The organism is Janthinobacterium sp. AD80, assembly GCF_002878455.1.
Lineage (GTDB): Bacteria > Pseudomonadota > Gammaproteobacteria > Burkholderiales > Burkholderiaceae_D > Janthinobacterium.
Genome location: NZ_NRDQ01000131.1, coordinates 1 through 18199, shown reverse-complemented (window position 1 = coordinate 18199; position 18199 = coordinate 1). Strand labels below are relative to the sequence as shown.

11 protein-coding genes, 2 tRNA genes and 1 pseudogene are annotated in these 18199 nt (G+C 65.5%); 6 read left to right on the top strand and 8 right to left on the bottom strand.

Features of this window, described 5'->3' with window-relative positions; all coding sequences use genetic code 11:
- The first annotated feature begins 60 nt into the window (after window positions 1–60).
- The 3 genes from JaAD80_RS21915 (at window position 61) to JaAD80_RS21905 (ending at window position 2589) form a co-directional block, all read left to right on the top strand.
- Window positions 61–137: transfer RNA gene (locus JaAD80_RS21915), tRNA-Asp, on the top strand.
- Between the two features lie 17 nt (window positions 138–154).
- Window positions 155–231, top strand: a tRNA-Asp gene (locus tag JaAD80_RS21910).
- Window positions 232–663: 432 nt separating this feature from the next.
- On the top strand, window positions 664–2589 hold the full coding sequence (locus JaAD80_RS21905) for a SurA N-terminal domain-containing protein (RefSeq protein ID WP_180979530.1): 1926 nt from the start codon (window positions 664–666) through the stop codon (window positions 2587–2589).
- Window positions 2590–2808: 219 nt separating this feature from the next.
- Here JaAD80_RS21905 and JaAD80_RS21900 read toward each other — a convergent pair whose 3' ends face one another.
- Window positions 2809–3441, bottom strand: coding sequence for an arylesterase (locus JaAD80_RS21900; RefSeq protein WP_374755267.1), 633 nt, complete (start codon window positions 3439–3441; stop codon window positions 2809–2811).
- Between the two features lie 55 nt (window positions 3442–3496).
- On the opposite strand from JaAD80_RS21900, the gene JaAD80_RS21895 reads away from it, so the two are divergent.
- Window positions 3497–4270: an ABC transporter ATP-binding protein gene (locus JaAD80_RS21895; RefSeq protein WP_374755266.1), complete on the top strand. Its 774-nt coding sequence runs from the start codon at window positions 3497–3499 to the stop codon at window positions 4268–4270.
- A 517-nt stretch (window positions 4271–4787) separates the two neighbouring features.
- Here JaAD80_RS21895 and JaAD80_RS21890 read toward each other — a convergent pair.
- A pseudogene (locus JaAD80_RS21890) lies at window positions 4788–6334 on the bottom strand (NAD(P)H-hydrate dehydratase).
- Between the two features lie 130 nt (window positions 6335–6464).
- On the opposite strand from JaAD80_RS21890, the gene JaAD80_RS21885 reads away from it, so the two are divergent.
- Window positions 6465–10034: a hydantoinase B/oxoprolinase family protein gene (locus JaAD80_RS21885; RefSeq protein WP_102297397.1), complete on the top strand. Its 3570-nt coding sequence runs from the start codon at window positions 6465–6467 to the stop codon at window positions 10032–10034.
- A gap of 157 nt (window positions 10035–10191) precedes the next feature.
- Here the strand turns inward: JaAD80_RS21885 and JaAD80_RS21880 are convergent, their stop codons facing one another.
- From JaAD80_RS21880 to JaAD80_RS21860, 5 genes are all read right to left on the bottom strand, one after another.
- The gene (locus JaAD80_RS21880) at window positions 10192–11604 is read right to left on the bottom strand and encodes an ABC transporter ATP-binding protein (protein WP_102297394.1); all 1413 of its coding nucleotides are present in this window, start codon (window positions 11602–11604) and stop codon (window positions 10192–10194) included.
- Window positions 11601–12392, bottom strand: a complete 792-nt coding sequence (locus tag JaAD80_RS21875; RefSeq protein ID WP_102297391.1) for an ABC transporter permease — start codon at window positions 12390–12392, stop codon at window positions 11601–11603. The genes JaAD80_RS21880 and JaAD80_RS21875 overlap by 4 nt, the downstream gene beginning before the upstream one ends.
- The gene (locus JaAD80_RS21870; protein ID WP_102297388.1) at window positions 12389–13321 is read right to left on the bottom strand and encodes an ABC transporter permease; all 933 of its coding nucleotides are present in this window, start codon (window positions 13319–13321) and stop codon (window positions 12389–12391) included. The genes JaAD80_RS21875 and JaAD80_RS21870 overlap by 4 nt, the downstream gene beginning before the upstream one ends.
- The gene (locus tag JaAD80_RS21865) at window positions 13318–14916 is read right to left on the bottom strand and encodes an ABC transporter substrate-binding protein (RefSeq protein WP_102297386.1); all 1599 of its coding nucleotides are present in this window, start codon (window positions 14914–14916) and stop codon (window positions 13318–13320) included. Before JaAD80_RS21865 ends, JaAD80_RS21870 begins: the two co-directional genes overlap by 4 nt.
- 79 nt (window positions 14917–14995) lie before the next feature.
- On the bottom strand, window positions 14996–15934 hold the full coding sequence (locus JaAD80_RS21860; RefSeq protein ID WP_180979529.1) for an AraC family transcriptional regulator: 939 nt from the start codon (window positions 15932–15934) through the stop codon (window positions 14996–14998).
- Between the two features lie 181 nt (window positions 15935–16115).
- On the opposite strand from JaAD80_RS21860, the gene JaAD80_RS21855 reads away from it, so the two are divergent.
- Window positions 16116–17162, top strand: coding sequence for an NAD(P)-dependent alcohol dehydrogenase (locus JaAD80_RS21855; protein WP_102297384.1), 1047 nt, complete (start codon window positions 16116–16118; stop codon window positions 17160–17162).
- Window positions 17163–17451: 289 nt separating this feature from the next.
- On the opposite strand, the gene JaAD80_RS21850 is transcribed toward JaAD80_RS21855, so the two are convergent.
- Window positions 17452–18199 (bottom strand): integrase core domain-containing protein (locus JaAD80_RS21850; RefSeq protein ID WP_102297381.1); only part of this gene is annotated, 748 nt, incomplete at its 5' end.

Sequence of the window (18199 nt, the reverse complement as noted above, 5' to 3'; positions counted from 1 at the left end):
GGTTGAAGTTCTTCGAATAACAACCTTGGATGCAGATGCAAGTAGTACTGTGTATTTTTCGGAGTGGTAGTTCAGTTGGTTAGAATGCCGGCCTGTCACGTCGGAGGTCGCGGGTTCGAGTCCCGTCCGCTCCGCCAAAAAAATACGCTCTTAAGGAGTGGTAGTTCAGTTGGTTAGAATACCGGCCTGTCACGTCGGGGGTCGCGGGTTCGAGTCCCGTCCGCTCCGCCAGAATATAGAAGCCCGCGCTGCTGAATAAGTAGCGCGGGTTTTTCTTTTATGCGCCCGATTATCTTCCCGCCATCCTTTTTTGAATCTCCGGCATGCCATGCTGAATCAGCACGGCGCGCGTATTTAAATCACCTTTAAGCTGGACGGGGTTTAATGGCCGGACCTGGCGCTGCGCCGGCAATGCCTGTGGCAGCGCCGCAGGCGGCGCGGGGGCAGGGCGCGCAGCCTGATTTACTCTTGCTATAGCGCTATGGGCATTGTAGAATCAGGAGATAATGGCTTGGGCGTCAGAATCCTGCTTTAGTTCCAGCGCCAAGTTGTTGAATCTAAAGGGGAAGTGGACATCTGTCCCGTCCATTCCGCCGAAGAAATCAAGGCGAACGCATGTTCGCCTTTTTTTATAGTGATCCACTCATCCCGAATTGGCTGACCATGTTTGAATTTATTCGTACCCATCGACGCTTCATGCAGTTTCTTTTGATGCTGGTGATCGTCCCGTCTTTTGCACTGGTCGGTATCAGCGGCTACCAAAGCTTCGGCGACGGCGCGAACACCATCGCCAAGGTCGGCGACCAGGTGGTCACGCAGCAGCAATATGAAGAGGCGCAACGCCAGCAGATCGACCGCTATCGCCAGATGATGGGCGAGCAGTTCGACCAGAAAATGTTCGACACGCCGGAAGCGCGCCAGAGCATCCTCGACAACCTGATCGCCGAGCGCGCCGTGGCCGCCGAAGTGGGCCGTAGCCACCTGGTCATCAGCGATGCCGTGCTGCAAAAGGAAGTGCTGGAAATCCCAGGCTTGACCTTGCCGGACGGTAAATTCGACCTGGAGCGTTACAAGGCCATGCTGGCCGCCCAAGGCATGACGCCGCAGATGTACGATGCGCGCCGCCGCAGCGACCTCGCCCTGCAGCAACTGGCCGGCGCCGTGCAAGGCACCGCCTTCGCGCCGAACGCCGTCACCAAGCGCCTGTCCGAAATCACCTCGGAAGAGCGTGAAGTGCAGGAACTGCTGCTGCCGATCGCCCAGTACGTATCGGAAGTCAAAGTGACTGATGCCATGGTCAAGGCTTTCTACGACAAGAACGGCAAGTTCTTTGAAATCCCGGAACAGGCGAAGATCGAGTACGTGGTGCTCGACGACAGCGCCGCCAGCGAACAGATCGACGTCAGCGACGCCGACGTGACCAGCTACTACGCGAAAAACCAGAAAGCCTACACGACGGAAGAAGCGCGCCAGGCCAGCCATATTCTGGTAGCCGTCAAGAAAGATGCTTCCGCCGCCGACAAGGCCGCCGCCAAGGCCAAGGCCGAAGCCATCCTGGCTGAAGTGCGCAAGGCGCCTGCCAGCTTCGCTGCCGTGGCAAAAGCCAAGTCCGAAGATCCTGCTTCCGCCGAACAAGGCGGCGACCTGGGCGTGATCGGCAAGGATGGCCTGCCTGCGCCGATGCTGGCTGCCGTCACCAAGCTCAAGCAAGGCGAAATCAGCGATGTCGTCGCTTCCGATTTCGGCTATCACATCCTGACCGTGACCTCGCTCAAGCCACAGCATGTCAAGGCGCTGGACGAAGTGCGCGGCGAAATCACGGCCGACCTGCGCAAGCAGTTCGCCGCGAAGAAATACTCGGAAATGGCGGAAACTTTCACCAACACCGTGTACGAGCAATCGGACAGCCTGAAGCCGGTGGCCGACAAGCTGAAACTGAAAGTGGAAACCGTCGCCAACCTGTCGCGCACGCCGTCGCCGGCACTGGGCAATGCACCGTTCAATAATGCCAAGTTCCTGACGGCCATCTTCTCGAATGACTCGCTGAAGGACAAGCGCAACACGGAAGCCGTGACCGTCGCACCAAACGTGCTGATCGCTGGCCGCGTGGTGGAATTCAAGCCGGCAAGCAAGCGTCCGCTGGCTGAAGTCGAAGCGATGATCCGTCAGCGCGTGACCATGGAAGAAGCGGAAAAGCTGGCGAAGAAAGCCGGCGAAGCCAAGCTGACCGCCTTGAAAGCCTCGGGTGACGCCACCGGTTTCGGCGCCGCGCAATGGGTCTCGCGCAGCAAGCTCGACGGCATCAACCGTGCCGCCATCGCGCAAGTCATGAAAGCCGACACCAGCAAGCTGCCAGCGTATGTGGGCGTCGAGCTGCCGGCCCTGGGCTACGGTATCTACCGTATCGCCAAGGTGCAGCAGCCCGAGCAGATTGACGCGGCGCGCCGCCAGCAAGAAAAAGACCAGATCAGCGGCATCCTGGCACAACAGGAAATGTTCGATTACGTCGAATACCTGAAAGCCAAGGCCAAGGTGAAGATCGTCAAGCCGGTGACTGCACCGGTTGCAGCAGCGCCAGAAGCGCCGTGATCAGTTAGCACGCATAAAAATAGCCGCTCTTGAGCGGCTATTTTTTTTGTCTGCGGAATGTGCGTGCCACGGACCTGACCAGGATATGCAGCATAAAGCGGGGGGCAGTCGCTTCGCGATCGGGATATGCCCCACTGGGGCATATCCCCCCGGCGGGTCTCGGCGACCCCGTCTGACCCCGGATTCTGCCTCGGGCTAGAAATAACCCCCGCCTTTTGCTTACTTCGCGTTCAGCAACGGCGCCAACCGCGGCCAGATGTTTTTCAGGATCGCTGGATGCGCCTGCGCATTCGGGTGCATGCGGTCGGCCTGGAACAGCTGTGGCTGGTCGGCGATGCCTTCGAACATGAAGGGCACCAGCGGCGCTTTCCATTCTTTTGCCAGCTTGCCATACATGGCATAGAACTTGTCGCCATAGTCGCGGCCATAGTTGGGCGGCATGCGCATGCCCACCAGCACGACTTGCGCGCCTGCCTTTTTCGATGCCTCGCCCATGGCGCGCAGGTTGGCCTCGGTGGCGGCCAGCGACAGGCCGCGCAAGCCGTCATTGGCGCCCAACTCGATCAGCACCACGTCCGGGTGCTGCTTGGCCAGCAGGGCGGGCAGGCGGGCGCGGCCGCCGCTGGTGGTCTCGCCGCTGATGCTGGCGTTGACGATGCGCGTGTCGTTCTTTTGCGCCTTCAGGCGCTGCTCCATCAGCGCCACCCAGCCCGTACCCCGTGCCAGCCCGTACTCGGCCGAGAGACTGTCGCCGAGCACCAGCAGCGTTTTTGGTGCAGAATAGGCGTTCGTCATGCCTGACACCAGGAGCAGGGCTGCCGCAGGAAGCAAGGACAGGGTGCGCCGCCGCATGCGGTCGCCGCCCTTGACACTTATTTGTTCACGAAATTTTTTAAGATAGATCAGCATGCCCGAATTCCCTAAAGCGACTTCCACCAATTTCCTCCCGTCCGAGCCAGCAGCACGGCGAGCAGCCCAGCAGCCCGCCGCAAGCAACAGCCAAAACAGCCAAAATGCCCGGCCAGCCATCGAAGTGGTGCAGCTGGCCAAGCGTGTTCCCGATGCCGATGGTGAGCTCACCATCCTGCATCGCGTCGATTTTACCGTGCAAACGGCCGAGACGCTGGCCATCGTCGGCGCCTCCGGTTCCGGCAAGTCCACCTTGCTCGGTTTGCTGGCGGGACTGGACACGCCCAGCGAAGGCAAGGTCATCCTCGATGGCACGGATATCTTCGCCCTCGATGAAGACGGCCGCGCCGGTTTCCGCAAGGAAAAACTGGGCTTCGTCTTCCAGTCCTTCCAGCTGCTGGCCCACCTGACGGCGCTGGAAAACGTCATGCTGCCGCTGGAACTGCGCGGCGACCCCGCTGCGAAGGAAAAGGCGCAAGCCATGCTGGGCCGCGTGAACCTGGGCAGCCGGCTGAAGCACTACCCGAAATACCTGTCCGGCGGCGAGCAGCAGCGCGTGGCACTGGCCCGCGCCTTCGTCACGGAACCGCCGCTGCTGTTCGCCGACGAACCGACGGGCAGCCTTGACGCGGCCACCGGCGAAGCCGTGATCCAGCTGATGTTCGAGCTGAACCGCGAACGGGGCTCGACCCTGGTGCTGGTGACCCATGACAGCTCGATCGCCGCGCGCTGCGGGCGGACCATCACGATTGCCGCAGGCAGATTGGTGTAATCGCTGCGTATGCTTGTCGGATTACGCGCTTGCGCGCTAATCCGACCTACCCGCTACCCGCTACCCGGCTTCTGGCCTGTAGGTTGGATTAGCGCAGCGTAATCCAACGTCACCGCGCATCATGCACCCGATCCGCAACTTGGATCAGCGCAGCGTAATCCAACACACCCGGCGCTCATTCACCATATCCGTAGGTTGGATTAGCGCAGCGTAATCCAATGCCACAGCGCATCATTCATCAGATCCGCAACTTGGATCAGCGCAGCGTAATCCAACACACCCGGCGCATCATTCACCAYATCCGTAGGTTGGATTAGCGCAGCGTAATCCAACGCCACAGCGCATCATTCACCAGATCCGCAACTTGGATCAACGCAGCGTAATCCAACCCACCTCGCATCATTCACCACATCCGTAGGTTGGATTAGCGCAGCGTAATCCAACGCCACCACGCATCATGCGCCAGATCCGCAACTTGGATCAGCGCAGCGTAATCCAACACAACCGCACCGCGCTCCTACGCCGACAATGCATTGATCAACCTGCGTATGGCCGGTATCAATTCGCCCGCCGTCAAGCCGATCGGACCTGCGCCCGATGCCACCAGCGCATCGGCGGCCGCGCCGTGCAGCCAGACGGCGCCGATGGCCGCTTCCCATTCGGGCCAGCCTTGCGCCAGCAGGCTGCCGCACAGGCCTGCCAGCACGTCGCCCGTGCCGGCCGTGGCCAGGGCAGGGCCGCCCGTGTTGTTGACCACCACCGCCGCCATCCTGCGCGGCGATCACCCGTGCCCGAGCCTTTCAGGACGACGATGACGCCCAGCTGCGCCGCCAGCTGGCGCGCCGCGCCCAGGCGGTCGGCCTGCACTTCGGCCACCGTCATGTCGAGCAGGCGGGCCGCTTCCAGCGGGTGCGGCGTCAATATCGTCGCGCCCGCGCCCGCGCGCACGGCCAGCGCCGACTGCAGTTCCGGTTCGGCCGCCATCAGGTTCAGCGCATCCGCGTCCAGCAGCAGGGGGCTGTCACTTTCAAATGCCCGCTGCAGCAGTTCCACCGTATCGACGTCGCCGCCGAGGCCAGGTCCCGCCACCAGCGCGGCGAAGTGCAGGCCCGAGAAATCCACGTCCCGCGCGCGGCGGCACATCAGCTCCGGCTGGCCGCTGTCAAACGCGGGCGGCGTGTCGGGAAAGGCGATGAAGACACGGCCCGCGCCCGCATGCAGGGCCGTGCGGGCCGACAGGATGGGCGCGCCCGCCATGCCTTGCGCGCCGCCGATGATGGCCACGCTGCCGTAGCTGCCCTTGTGCGTGTTTTGCCGGCGCGGCTGCAGCTGGCGCGCGAACAGGTGCAGGCCGTTCAGCTGCGCCTTCGCCGTGGGCAGCAGGGCTGGATCGATGGCCAGCGCCGCCACTTCCACTTCACCCGCATGATCGCGGCCGTTCGCCGTGTGCAGGCCCGGCTTGTCGCCGATGAAGGTGAGCGTGTGCGTGGCGCGGATGGCCGCGCCGTCGACGGCGCCCGTGTCCGCGTGCAGGCCGCTGGGCACGTCGAGCGCCAGCACGGGGCAGTCCAACTTGTTTACCAGCTGGACCATCTCGCGGCATTCGCCGTCGAGCGGCCGCGAAGCGCCGATGCCGAACAGGCCATCGATCACCAGGTCCCACGGCGCCGCGCCCACGGCAGCCGACGCCATGCTGGTACCGGCGTCGATGAAGCGCGCGGCGCTGTTGCGGGCGCGGCTCAGGGCCAGTTCCCGTTCCGGCGAGGTGGCGCGCGCCTCGGGCGCCAGCCACACCAGCACTTCGATGCCGCTGCCGGCCAGGTGCATGGCCGCTTCCAGCGCGTCGCCGCCATTGTCGCCTGGGCCCGCAAGCACCAGCACGCGGCTGTGGCCCGCGCTGTCGCCTTCTTCCAGTCGGTGCAGCAGTTTCAGGGCGGCGCTGGCGGCGGCCTGGCCGGCGCGCTGCATCAGCAAGCCTTGCGGCAGGTCTTGCAGCGCCGCCTGTTCGATGGCGCGCAGCTCGGCGATGGAATACAGGGGATGTGCGGAGTCGGTCAGGTGCATGTGTTTGTTCCATTTGTCGGTATGTGTTCAACATAAGGCCGATCGGTGCGGAAGGCAAGGCGCGCACGCCTGAAACGCGCGCCTGTTTGGCGGCTACAATAGCCATCTCACTTAAACTGGGGGCAAGGCGATGGATTGGCAATTCTGGATCGACCGGGGCGGCACTTTTACGGACATCGTGGCGCGCCGTCCCGACGGCAGCCTGGCCACGCACAAGCTGCTGTCGGAGCATCCTGGCCAGTACCGCGATGCGGCCCTGGCCGGCATGCGCCAGCTGATGGGGCTTGCGCCCGATATGCCGCTGCCGGTGGACCAGCTGGGCGCCATCAAGATGGGCACGACGGTCGCCACCAACGCGCTGCTCGAACGCAAGGGCGAGCCCACTGTCCTGGCCATCACGCGTGGTTTCCGCGATGCCTTGCGCATCGCCTACCAGAACCGCCCGCAGCTGTTCGCGCGCCAGATCGTGCTGCCCGAACTGCTGTACGGCAAGGTGATCGAAGTCGATGAGCGCATGGGTGCACATGGCGAGGTGGTCACGCCGCTCGATGAAGCTGCCACGCGCGCGGCGCTGGCGCAGGCGCATGCGCGCGGCGTGCGCGCCATTGCGGTCGTGCTGATGCACGGCTACCGCCACCAGGCGCACGAGGCCAGGGTGGCGCAGCTGGCGCGCGAAGCCGGTTTTACGCAGGTGTCCGTGTCGCACGAGGTCAGCCCGATGATGAAGCTGGTGGCGCGCGGCGATACCACGGTGGTCGACGCCTATCTGTCGCCGATTCTGCGCCGCTATGTCGACCAGCTGGCGCGGGAACTGCCCGGCGTGCCGCTGCAATTCATGCAGTCGAACGGCGGCTTGACGGATGCGCATGCGTTTCAGGGCAAGGACAGCATTCTGTCCGGTCCCGCCGGCGGCATCGTCGGCATGGTGCGCGCCAGCGCGCTGGCCGGTTTCGATAAAGTCATCGGCTTCGACATGGGCGGCACCTCGACGGACGTGTCGCATTATTCGGGCGAATTCGAACGCGTGTTCGAGACGCAGATCGCCGGCGTGCGCATGCGCGCGCCCATGATGAGCATTCACACGGTGGCGGCGGGCGGCGGCTCCATCCTGTATTTCGATGGCGCCCGCTACCGGGTGGGGCCGGACAGCGCGGGCGCGAATCCCGGCCCCGCCAGCTACCGGCGCGGCGGCCCGCTGGCCGTCACCGACTGCAATGTCATGCTGGGCAAGCTGCAGCCGGCATTCTTCCCCCGCGTCTTCGGCCCGCAGGCCAATGAAGCGCTGGATGCCGCCACGGTGCGGGCCCAGTTCGAGGCGCTGGCGCGCACCGTGAACTCCACGCCGGAGCAGGTGGCCGAAGGCTATGTCGCCATCGCCGTGGGGAACATGGCCAACGCCATCAAGCAGATTTCCGTGCAGCGCGGCCACGACGTCACGGCCTACACCCTCACCAGCTTTGGCGGCGCAGGCGGCCAGCACGCCTGCCTGGTGGCCGATGCGCTGGGCATGCGCACGGTGTTCATCCACAGTCTGGCGGGCGTGATGTCGGCTTACGGCATGGGCCTGGCCGACCAGAGCGCCATGCGCGAGCGGGCCATCGAAGCGACGCTGGGCGTGGAGCTGGCGGGCGATTTCGCCGCGCTGGACGAACTGGCGCGTAACGACTTGCTGCGCCAGGGCGTGGCGACTGAGCGCATTGCGCTGCTGCGGCGCGCGCACCTGCGCTACGAAGGCACGGATTCCCCGCTGGTGGTGCTGTTCGATACGGTCGCCAGCATGCAGGCGCAGTTCGAAGCGGCATACAAGAAGCGTTTTTCCTTCCTGATGCCGGCGCGCGCGCTGATCGTCGAGGCGATCTCCGTGGAAGCCGTCGGCGCTTCCGATGCGCCGCAGCCGGCGGCACCCGCGTATGCGCAGCGCGAAGGCGCGCTGGCGCCCGTGCAGATGGTGGACATGTACTGCGCGGGCGCGTGGCGGCCCAGCGGCCTGTATGCGGCGGACAGCTTGCGGCCCGGCGACGCCATCGACGGCCCGGCCATCGTCAGCGATGCCAATGCCACCACCGTCATCGAACCGGGCTGGCGCGCCGGGGTCACGCCGCATGGCCATTTGATCTTGCGCCGGGTGGCGGCCTTGCCCGAGCGCCGCGCCATCGGCACCAATGCCGACCCCGTGATGCTGGAAATTTTCAACAATCTGTTCATGTCGATCGCCGAGCAGATGGGCCTGCGCCTGCAAAATACGGCCCATTCCGTCAACATCAAGGAACGGCTGGACTTCAGCTGCGCCATCTTCGATGCACAAGGCAATCTGATCGCCAACGCGCCGCACATGCCTGTGCACCTGGGTTCCATGGGCGAGAGCATCCGCACCGTCATGACGCGCAATGCCGGTGCCATGCGGCCCGGCGACGTGTATATGCTCAACGATCCATACCACGGCGGCACGCATTTGCCCGACGTGACGGTGATCTCGCCCGTCTTCGATACGGACGGCAAGGCCATCCTGTTCTACGTGGGTTCGCGCGGCCATCACGCGGACATTGGCGGCACCACGCCAGGTTCGATGCCGCCCGATTCCACGCATATCGAGGAAGAGGGCGTACTGATCGACAATTTCAAGCTGGTCGACGGCGCCACGGGGCATCTGGCGGAGAGTGAAACCCTGGCGCTGCTGGCCGGTGCGCGATGGCCTGCACGCAATCCGCAGCAGAACCTGGCCGACCTGCGCGCGCAGGTGGCGGCCAACCAGAAGGGGGCCGATGAACTGCATAGCATGGTCGCGCATTTCGGCCTGGACGTGGTGCAGGCGTATATGCGCCACGTGCAGGACAATGCCGAGGAAGCCGTGCGCCGGGTCATCACGACCCTGAAGGATGGCAGCTACACCCTGGATCTCGACAATGGCGCGCGCATCCAGGTGGCCGTGCGTGTCAACGTGGCCGGACGCAGCGCCACCATCGACTTTACGGGGACGTCGCCCCAGCTGCCGAACAACTTCAATGCGCCGTCGGCCGTCTGCATGGCGGCTGTGCTGTATGTGTTCCGCACTTTGGTCGACGACGAGATACCGCTGAACGCGGGCTGCCTGAAGCCCTTGACGGTGATCATCCCGCCCGCTTCCATGCTCAACCCGCAGTATCCTGCGTCGGTCGTGTCGGGCAACGTGGAAACCTCGACTTGCATCACGAATGCCCTGTATGGCGCGCTGGGGGCGATGGCCGCGTCGCAGGGGACGATGAACAATTTCACGTTCGGCAGCGAAAAATACCAGTATTACGAGACGATTTCAGGCGGCTCCGGCGCCGGTCCCGGTTTCGACGGCACGGACGTGGTGCAGACGAACATGACCAATTCGCGTCTGACGGACCCGGAAATCCTGGAATGGCGTTTCCCCGTGCGGCTGGACAGCTACCGCATCCGCGCCGGTTCCGGCGGCGTCGGGCGCTGGCATGGCGGCAACGGCGGCGTGCGCAGGGTGCGCTTCCTGGCGCCGATGACGGCGGCCATCCTGTCGAACAACCGCATCATTCCACCGTTCGGCATGGATGGCGGCGCGCCCGGTGCGCTGGGGCGCAATATTGTGGAGCGTGCGGACGGCACGGTCGAGCACTTGCCGCACATCGGCAAGACGCAGATGCAGGCGGGCGACGTGTTCGTCATCGAGACGCCCGGCGGCGGCGGCTTCGGCGCACCCTGACGCGGGTTGCTGCGCGCAGTGACGCCCAAGCGGGTGCGCCGGCATTTCCTTTGGCCGGCTTATGCGACCTGCGACTGAGCGGCATTTTCACCCTAGCGCAGACCCCGGTCCTTTTTTTCCTTGGGTTGAAGGAGGCACGGAATGACGCAAGCACCCTTCAGCCAACGTGCAAATTGATGCGCCGCTGCGCCACGGCGCGCGCGATGTCGGCATCGTGCGTGACCAGCAGCACTGCGCAGCCGCTGGCGCTGGCCGTGTCCAGCAGCAGCGACAAGGTTTCCTGCTGCGTGATGGGGTCCAGGCGCGACGTCGGTTCGTCGGCAAAGATCAGCGCCGGTTTCAATAGCAGCACGCGCGCCAGCGCGAAGCGCTGCAGCTCGCCGCCCGACACTTGCGACGGCAGGCGCGCCAGCAAATGCTCGCCCAGGCGCAGGCGGGCCAGCAGCGGCGGCACGCTGTCCCAGGCCAGGCCATGCAGTTTCACCACATCGCGCAGCGCCGTTTCCACGCTGGCGGTGGGGGCGAAGGCGGCCGCCGGGTCCTGGTACAGCTTCTGGAAGGCCGTGCGCGGCAAGCCGGCGGCGCGTGTCACCGTACCCGCATCGGGGCGCAATAGGCCCAGCAGCAAATTGCCGAAGGTGGTCTTGCCGGCGCCGCTCTCTCCCGTGATGGCGACGATTTCTCCACGGCGTATCTGCGCGCTGACGCCCGTAAACAGGGGGCGCGGGCCAAAGCCCTTGGCCACCTGGTCGAGCGTGGCGACGATGGCGCCTGGCGTCGTTGCCGGCGCGCGCGCAGGCCAGCTGGCAGGATCGGCCGCCAGCAGCGCGCGCGTGTAGGCGTGCGCCGGCTGCGCCAGGACGCTGGCCGATTCACCCTGTTCGATGATGGCACCGTCCAGCATGACGGCAACCGCGCCGCCCAGCGCGCGCGCCAGCCACACGTCGTGCGTGATGCACAGCACGGCCATGCCATCATGCTGCGCGGCACGCAGCATGGCCAGGATGTCGGCGCGCCGGCCGGCATCGAGACCCTTGGTCGGTTCGTCGACGATCAGCAGGCGCGCGCCTGCCGCATGCGTGGCCAGGAAAGCCACGCGCTGCGCCATGCCGCCCGAAATCTGGTGCGGATACAGGGGCGCGGCATGCCGCACGTCCAGTTGCGCCAGGTCGCGCAGGGCTGCCGCGCGCGCATCGGCTTGCGGCAAGCCCGCCACCAGTTCATGTGTCTCGGCCACTTGCTGGCGCACGCGCATGGTGGGATCGAGGGCCAGCCACGGTTCCTGCGGCAGCAGCGCCACTTCGCGGCCCCATAGCGCCTGTCTGGAGTGCTGGTCGGCCGCATCGAAGCGGTATTCGCCGATGCGCAAGCCGCCCTCCGCGCGCAAGCCGGTGGCCAGGGTGCCCATGATGGCTTGCGCCAGCAGGGATTTGCCCGAGCCGCTTTCGCCCAGCAAGGTGAGTACGCCGCCGGTCGCCAGGCCGACGCTGGCGCCTTTCACCAGCCGCATACCGCTGGCCGTGTCGATGACGGCCAGCTGGTCCAGTTCCAGGTACACAGTGCCGTTCATGGCAGCCTCCGTGCGCGTCCGGCCAGCATCAGGCCCAGCATGGTGAAAAACAGCAGCGCCACGGGGGCGCCCACCAGCCACGGCGCTTCGCTGTAGTACGGCAGCAGCTCAATCATCATCACGCCCAGCTCCGCCGTCGGCGGCTGCAGGCCGACGCCGATAAAACCCAGGGCCGCCATGGCCAGCACGGCGCCGCCAAAGCCGAAGCGCATCAGGGTGGCCAGGCGCGGCAGCAGCACGGGCGCCAGGTGGCGGCGCACGATAGACGCCGGGCCGAATCCCAGCATGCGTGCCGCTTCCACCTGCGGGCCGGCCAGCAGGCTGGCCGTAGCGTTGCGCGTGACGCGGAAGTATTCGACCCACAGGGCCAGCGAAATGCCCAGGTACAAAGGCCAGAACTGTCCCGGCGCGAAGGCCGCCAGCAGCAGCACCAGCAATAGTCCCGGCAAGGCCAGCACGGCGTCGGCCAGCGCGCCCAGAATGCGGTCCATCCAGCCGCCACGCCAGGCGGCCAGCAATCCCAGGGCCGTGCCGGGGATCGCCGCGCTCAACACACTCAGTACGGCCATGGACAGCGACAGCTGCGCGCCATGCGCGAGGCGCGCCAGCATGCTGCGGCCCAGGTGGTCAAGGCCCAGCGGATGCGCCAGGCTCGGTGCTTCCAGGAAGCGCGCCAGGGTTTGGCGGGCCGGATCGATGCCCACCAGCGCGGGGCCAAACAGGGCAAAGGCGCCGACCAGCAGCAGGAGCAGCCAGCCGGCGCGCTGTGATGCGGCAAGGTTTTTCATGCCTGCCTCGCGCGCGGGTCGAGCGCCGCGCAGGCCAGGTCGACGAGGCAGTTGAACAGCACGAACAGCAGGCCCAGGACCAGCGCCGTGCCCTGGATCATCGGCACGTCGCGCGCGAAGATGGCGTGCACCAGCGCGTGGCCGATGCCGGGCCAGGCAAAGATGGTTTCCACCAGCACCACGCCTTCGACCAGGTACACCAGCTGCACGGCCGTGTAGGCGACGACGGGCGTGGCGACATTGCGCGCGCCATGGCGCAGCAAGGCCTGACTGGCGGAGAGGCCCTTGGTCAGCGCAAAGGCATAGTAGGCCGAGGCGCGCACGTCGGCCATGGCGTCGCGCGCCACGCGCGAAGACACGGCGGCCAGGCCCAGCGCCAGGGTCAGCGCGGGCAGCATCAGGCTGCCATGGTCGGCGTGGCCGGCGGCGGGCAGCGCCTGCAGCTGCACGGCAAAGGCCAGCACCAGCAGCAGCGCCAGTACAAACGGCGGCAGGGCGCGCAGCAGCACGGACAGCAGCAGGTTGGCCTTGTCGAACCAGCCGCCCGGTCGCAGGCCGGCCAGCACGCCGGGCAAGGGTCCCAGCGGCAGCGACAGCACGACGGCGAACAGCGACAATCGCAGGGTCTGGCCCAGCTGCATGCGGATTTCATCGATGACCGGCTGCGCCGTCACCAGCGAGATGCCGAGGTCGAAGCGCAGCAGCCGCCCCCACCAGTCGGCCAGCGCGGCCAGCGGCGCGCGGTGCAGCCCCAGTTCGACGCGCACGGATTGCGCCGCGGCTGCGTCGACCATGTCATAGCCATAGCGGCCGGCCGCGATGCGGTAGGCGATATCGCCGGGCAGCATGCGCGTCATGAAAAAGCACAGCGTGCCCACCAGCAGGGCCACCAGCAGTGCTTGCAGCAAGGCTTTGAGGAGGATTTTCATGCGCCGGCTTTCCAGCCGATGGCGCTGAGCCGGTAGCTGCGCTCGAACGGGTCGATGCTGACGCCTTCGACCCTGCGCGCCACGGCTACCGTCTGGCGGTACCAGACGACGGGAATCACGGGCAAGCCTTGTTGCAGTTCGGCCGCGATGGCCGCGCGCAGGCGGGCCGCTTCGGCGCTTCCAGGCGCCACGCCGCCGCCGGACAGCTGCGCCAGGGCCGCGCCGATGGCGGGACTATGCCAGCCCATCGCGCCCCAGTCGCCGCCTTGGTCGCCGTAGTCGTCGGCCAGGGTGGCGGTAGGATCGGGCAGGTTGCCGAAATTGCGCGCGACCAGGCCGATTTCCAGCGCGCCGCTGCGGTGGCCGGCGGGAATGTCGCTGGAATTGCCCACCACCACCTTGATGGCGATGCCGATCTGGCGCAATTCTTCCTGCACCGCCGTGGCGATCAGCGGCAGTTCCGGGCGGTCGACAAAGGTGGTCAAGGTCAAGGCCAGGCGCTGGCCATTGCGCCGCGCGATGCCGTCCGCGCCGGGAATATAGCCAGCCTGGCGCAGCAGCGCACGCGCTTGCGCCGGATCGTTGCGCAGGGGCGCCATGGCACCTTGATGCCACAGCGCCATCGCCGGCGGGAACAGCTGCGTGGCGGCCAGGTCGGCGTCGCGCAGCAGGGCGCGGGCAATGCCGTCGCGGTCCAGTGCCAGGCTGATGGCGCGCCGCACGCGCACGTCGGCCAATAGCGGATGGCCGGCGTTGAGCTTTAAAAACGTGGTGCGCGGCAGCGGCGCGGCGACCAGTTGCACGGCAGGCTGGCGCAGCAGGCGCCGGATGCTGGGCGGGTCCAGCGAAAAGGCCAGGTCGGCCTGGCCGCTTTGCACCATCAGGGTACGCGTTTCCGCGCGCGAGACGCTGATGTAGCGCGCGCGGCGCACGGCGGGCGGTTTGCCGCGCCAGCCGTCGAAAAACGCCACGTCGAACTGCTGCGGCAGCGAGATCGCCGTGATCTTGTATGGCCCGCTGCCGATGATGCGCAGCACCCGGCCATCCGCGCCATACGATGACGGCGCCAGCACCTGCGTGCCGGCATGCGTGAACAAATAGGGCAGCGGCGCATAGGGCTGCGCCAGGGTCACGACAATGGCGCCGCGCGCCACCGTCATGCCGCGGATGCGCGCCAGGCGCAGCACGCCGGGCGCGGCCAGCGCGCGCTGCAGCGAAACGAGCACCGTGCCTGCCGTCAGCGGCGTGCCATCGTGGAACAGCTTGCCCTGGGCGATGAAGAAGCGCCACACCAGGCCATCCTTCGACACTTCCCAGTCGTTGGCCAGCGCCGGCAGCAAACGGCCCTGGTCGTCCGCATCGAGCAGGGTTTGCGCCACTTCCATGCGGGTAAACATGTAGCCGCCGCGCGACGGCTCCAGCCCTGTCAGCTCCCACGGTCCGACGACGGTCAGGGTATCGCGGCTGGCGGGGGCGCTAGGCGCATGCTCGCTGGCGGGACCGTCATGCGCGTGGACCGGCACGATGCCGATGGCCAGCAAGCCTGGCAGGTGGCGCAGCAGCTTGCGTCTGCCGGTGGCGCAGGAGTCGGTCATGGAGCCAGTTTCATGCAGTATCCAGTGTGGGGAGGGCAGATTCTAATGCACGCCGCGCCGCTGCAGCAAGTCAGGCGGATCACGGCGTGGCGTAGGCCGTCGTGCCACTGAGCTGGGCGCGCACCTGTCCCACGTCGCGCATGGGCGCGCGGCCGAACTGGCGGCTGTATTCGCGGCTGAACTGCGATTCGCTGGCGTAGCCGACGCGGTAGCCGGCCGTACCCGCGTCGATCTGCTCGACCAGCATCAAACGCCGCGCTTCCTGCAAGCGCAGCAGCTTCTGGTACTGCATCGGCGTCATGGCCGTAATCGCCTTGAAGTGATGGTGCAGCGACGACATGCTCATGTTCGCCATGCTGGCCAGGTGCTCGATGCGCAGAGGCTGTGCGTAGTGCACCTTGATCCAGTCGATGGCTTGCTTGACCTGGTGCGACTGGCTGCTGGCCAGCGCCATGTGGCGCAGGCGCGCGCCGACGGGGCCATTCAGCAGGCGGTAGGTGAGTTCGCGGCGGATCAGCGGCGCCAGGGTGGCGATGTCGCCGGGCTGGTCCAGCAGGCGCACCAGGCGCAGCATGGCGTCGAGCAGTTCGGGCGACACGTCGCTGACGGAAATGCCGCGCGTGGCGGGGATGGGCTGCTGCTGCGCCGTGCCGGCGCTTTCGCTGTCGAGCAGCGCGGCCACGTCGGCGATGTCGATGCCCAGCACCACGCACAGGTGCGGCGCCTCGACGCTCGCTTCCACCACGCGCACCTGCACCGGCAGGTCGACGGAGGTCAGCAGATACTGCATGCGGCTGTAGTGGAAAGTGTCGCTGCCCAGGGTGACTTGCTTGCCGCCTTGCGCGATCAGCGCCACGCTGGGACGCGCCGCGTGGAACAGCGATTCCGTGACCGAGGACTGGCGGTGGAAGGTCAGGTTGCCGATGGCCGTCGCGTAGTCGCCATTGCGCGGCGCGTGGCGGCTGATCAGGGCGGCGATTTCATCTTGCGGGGGAATCTGTATGGACAGGGTAGGCATGTGGGCGAGTATGCATCAGGCGAGGAAGGGCCGGGAATGATCTTACGCAGATTTGGAGGATCGTGCAAAGGTCTTGCAGGATCGCGGTAACGCGCGCGGCGCATTTGCCGCACACTGGTGCCTTCGCATGCACGGCACGCGTCTCCCCCTGTCACATACATAGATAAATATAGGAGTTTTCATGACCACCATCGCCAAAGGCTATGCCGCACTGGGCCCGACTTCCGCACTGCAGCCATTCTCGTTCGAGCGCCGCGCCCCGCGCGCCGACGACGTGGCCATCTCGATCAAATACTGTGGCGTGTGCCATTCCGATATCCACCAGGCGCGCGATGAATGGGGCGGTTCCGCCTTCCCGATGGTGCCCGGCCATGAAATCGCCGGCGTCGTCACCGCCGTCGGCGCCGACGTCACCAAGTTCAAGGTGGGCGACCACGTGGGCGTGGGCTGCTTCGTCGATTCGTGCACCACGTGCAAAACGCGCAACGTCGACCTGGAACAGTACATGCCAGGCCTGATCCAGACCTACAACGGGCTGGAAGCGGACGGCAAGACGGCCACGCAGGGCGGCTACTCGGACAGCATCGTCGTCAAGGAAGGCTATGTGCTGTCGATCCCCGACAACCTGCCATTGGACGCCGCCGCGCCGCTGCTGTGCGCCGGCATCACCCTGTACTCGCCGCTGAACCACTGGAAAGCCGGCCCCGGCAAGCAGGTGGCGATCCTGGGCATGGGCGGCCTGGGCCACATGGGCGTGAAAATCGCCCACGCCATGGGCGCCGAAGTGACGGTGCTGAGCCAGACCCTGTCGAAGCGTGAAGACGGCCTGCGCCTGGGCGCCGACCACTACTACGCCACCAACGACGCGGAAACGTTCACCAAGCTGGCAGGTACGTTTGACCTGATCATCTGCACGGTGGGCGCAGCCATCGACTGGAACCAGTACATCAACCTGCTGAAAGTGGACGGCAACATGGTCATCGTCGGCATCCCGGACGGCGCCGTGCCGCCCGTGAGCGCCTTCGGCCTGGTCGGCGCGCGCCGCAGCCTGTCGGGCTCGATGATCGGCTCGATCAAGGAAACCCAGGAAATGCTGGATTTCTGCGGCAAGCACAATATCGTGTCCGACATCGAGATCATCCGCATCCAGGATATCAACGAGGCGTTCGAGCGCGTCGTCAAGAGCGACGTGCGGTACCGCTTCGTGATCGACATGGCCTCCTTGTAACGTTCGAGAAAAAGCCCGGGGTGTTGTCGCCGCGTCTCGCCGTACTATTCGTATTGCCTTCGACGCGGCGCCTGGCCCCGGGGATTTTTCGAGCGTTCCGACCGGTATGCTTTAAAGGCAACACCGGGTAATATTGGCCGACCTGTGTTGGTTGGATTACGCGCTTTGCGCTAATTCAACCTACGCACTCAACCCCGCCAAGGACTGGGGTCGGACCCTGAGAGTGTTTAGTCGGCAGACATGGGTAACACTTTGTCGGTAGACATAGGTTACACATCAGACTTCCATTTTACGGCGAATCACGCAGGTTGATTCGCCGTATTTCCTTGTGACAGAAGAACACCTCATACACATCGTCGATCGTGGTTGGCTTGATGGCCACCAACTGTGTTCTCAGGCCCTCGCCGATAAAGTAGCGTCGGTTCTGGAAAGAAATTTCTCCCTTGTCGCTGACTTTGCGGACAGTATCACCCGATGGATACTCGATCGGTGGCAGCACGCTCGGGAAAGCCCTGCCGCTAGCGCGATAGCGACTGATCGGCGTTTGTTGCTGTAGGGCTTCGTGCGGGCGTACCGTGTTGTAACGCTCCCGCCAGCGGTCAAAGGCAAACTGGCAGGCGTCGAGCGATTCGAAGCCGTTGCGCTGCAGTAGTTCCAGCTTCAGCGTGCGGTGGAATCGCTCATCCTTGCCTTGGGTTTGCGGGTGATGCGGCCGGCTGTGGCCCACGCGGATCCCCAGCCGTATCAACCACACTGCCAACTGCGATAGCCCTGCACGCCCCGAGGTACCCCAAGGTGCGCCATTATCGGCCGTCATCCGCTCTGGCAAACCATAGCGCTCAAAGGTCGCCTGCAACGCCGTTTGCACGGTGCTGCGCTGCTCATTGCCGCATGCGCTCAAGCACAAGTTATAGCGCGAGTGATCGTCGAGAATAGTCAGTGGATGACAGCGTCCGGCACGTGCATCGGTCAAGGCGAAATGCCCTTTAAAGTCCATCTGCCAGAGCAGATTGGGGGCGGCATGCTCAAAACGCGAC

Bases quoted from the DNA above. Each gene is read 5' to 3' on its own strand.
- JaAD80_RS21860 (WP_180979529.1), bottom strand. From the start codon at position 15,934: ATGCCTACCCTGTCCATACAGATTCCCCCGCAAGATGAAATCGCCGCC.
- JaAD80_RS21870 (WP_102297388.1), bottom strand. From the start codon at position 13,321: ATGAAAATCCTCCTCAAAGCCTTGCTGCAAGCACTGCTGGTGGCCCTG.
- JaAD80_RS21865 (WP_102297386.1), bottom strand. From the start codon at position 14,916: ATGACCGACTCCTGCGCCACCGGCAGACGCAAGCTGCTGCGCCACCTG.
- JaAD80_RS21905 (WP_180979530.1), top strand. From the start codon at position 664: ATGTTTGAATTTATTCGTACCCATCGACGCTTCATGCAGTTTCTTTTG.
- JaAD80_RS21885 (WP_102297397.1), top strand. From the start codon at position 6,465: ATGGATTGGCAATTCTGGATCGACCGGGGCGGCACTTTTACGGACATC.
- JaAD80_RS21875 (WP_102297391.1), bottom strand. From the start codon at position 12,392: ATGAAAAACCTTGCCGCATCACAGCGCGCCGGCTGGCTGCTCCTGCTG.
- JaAD80_RS21880 (WP_102297394.1), bottom strand. From the start codon at position 11,604: ATGAACGGCACTGTGTACCTGGAACTGGACCAGCTGGCCGTCATCGAC.
- JaAD80_RS21895 (WP_374755266.1), top strand. From the start codon at position 3,497: ATGCCCGAATTCCCTAAAGCGACTTCCACCAATTTCCTCCCGTCCGAG.
- JaAD80_RS21900 (WP_374755267.1), bottom strand. From the start codon at position 3,441: ATGCGGCGGCGCACCCTGTCCTTGCTTCCTGCGGCAGCCCTGCTCCTG.
- JaAD80_RS21855 (WP_102297384.1), top strand. From the start codon at position 16,116: ATGACCACCATCGCCAAAGGCTATGCCGCACTGGGCCCGACTTCCGCA.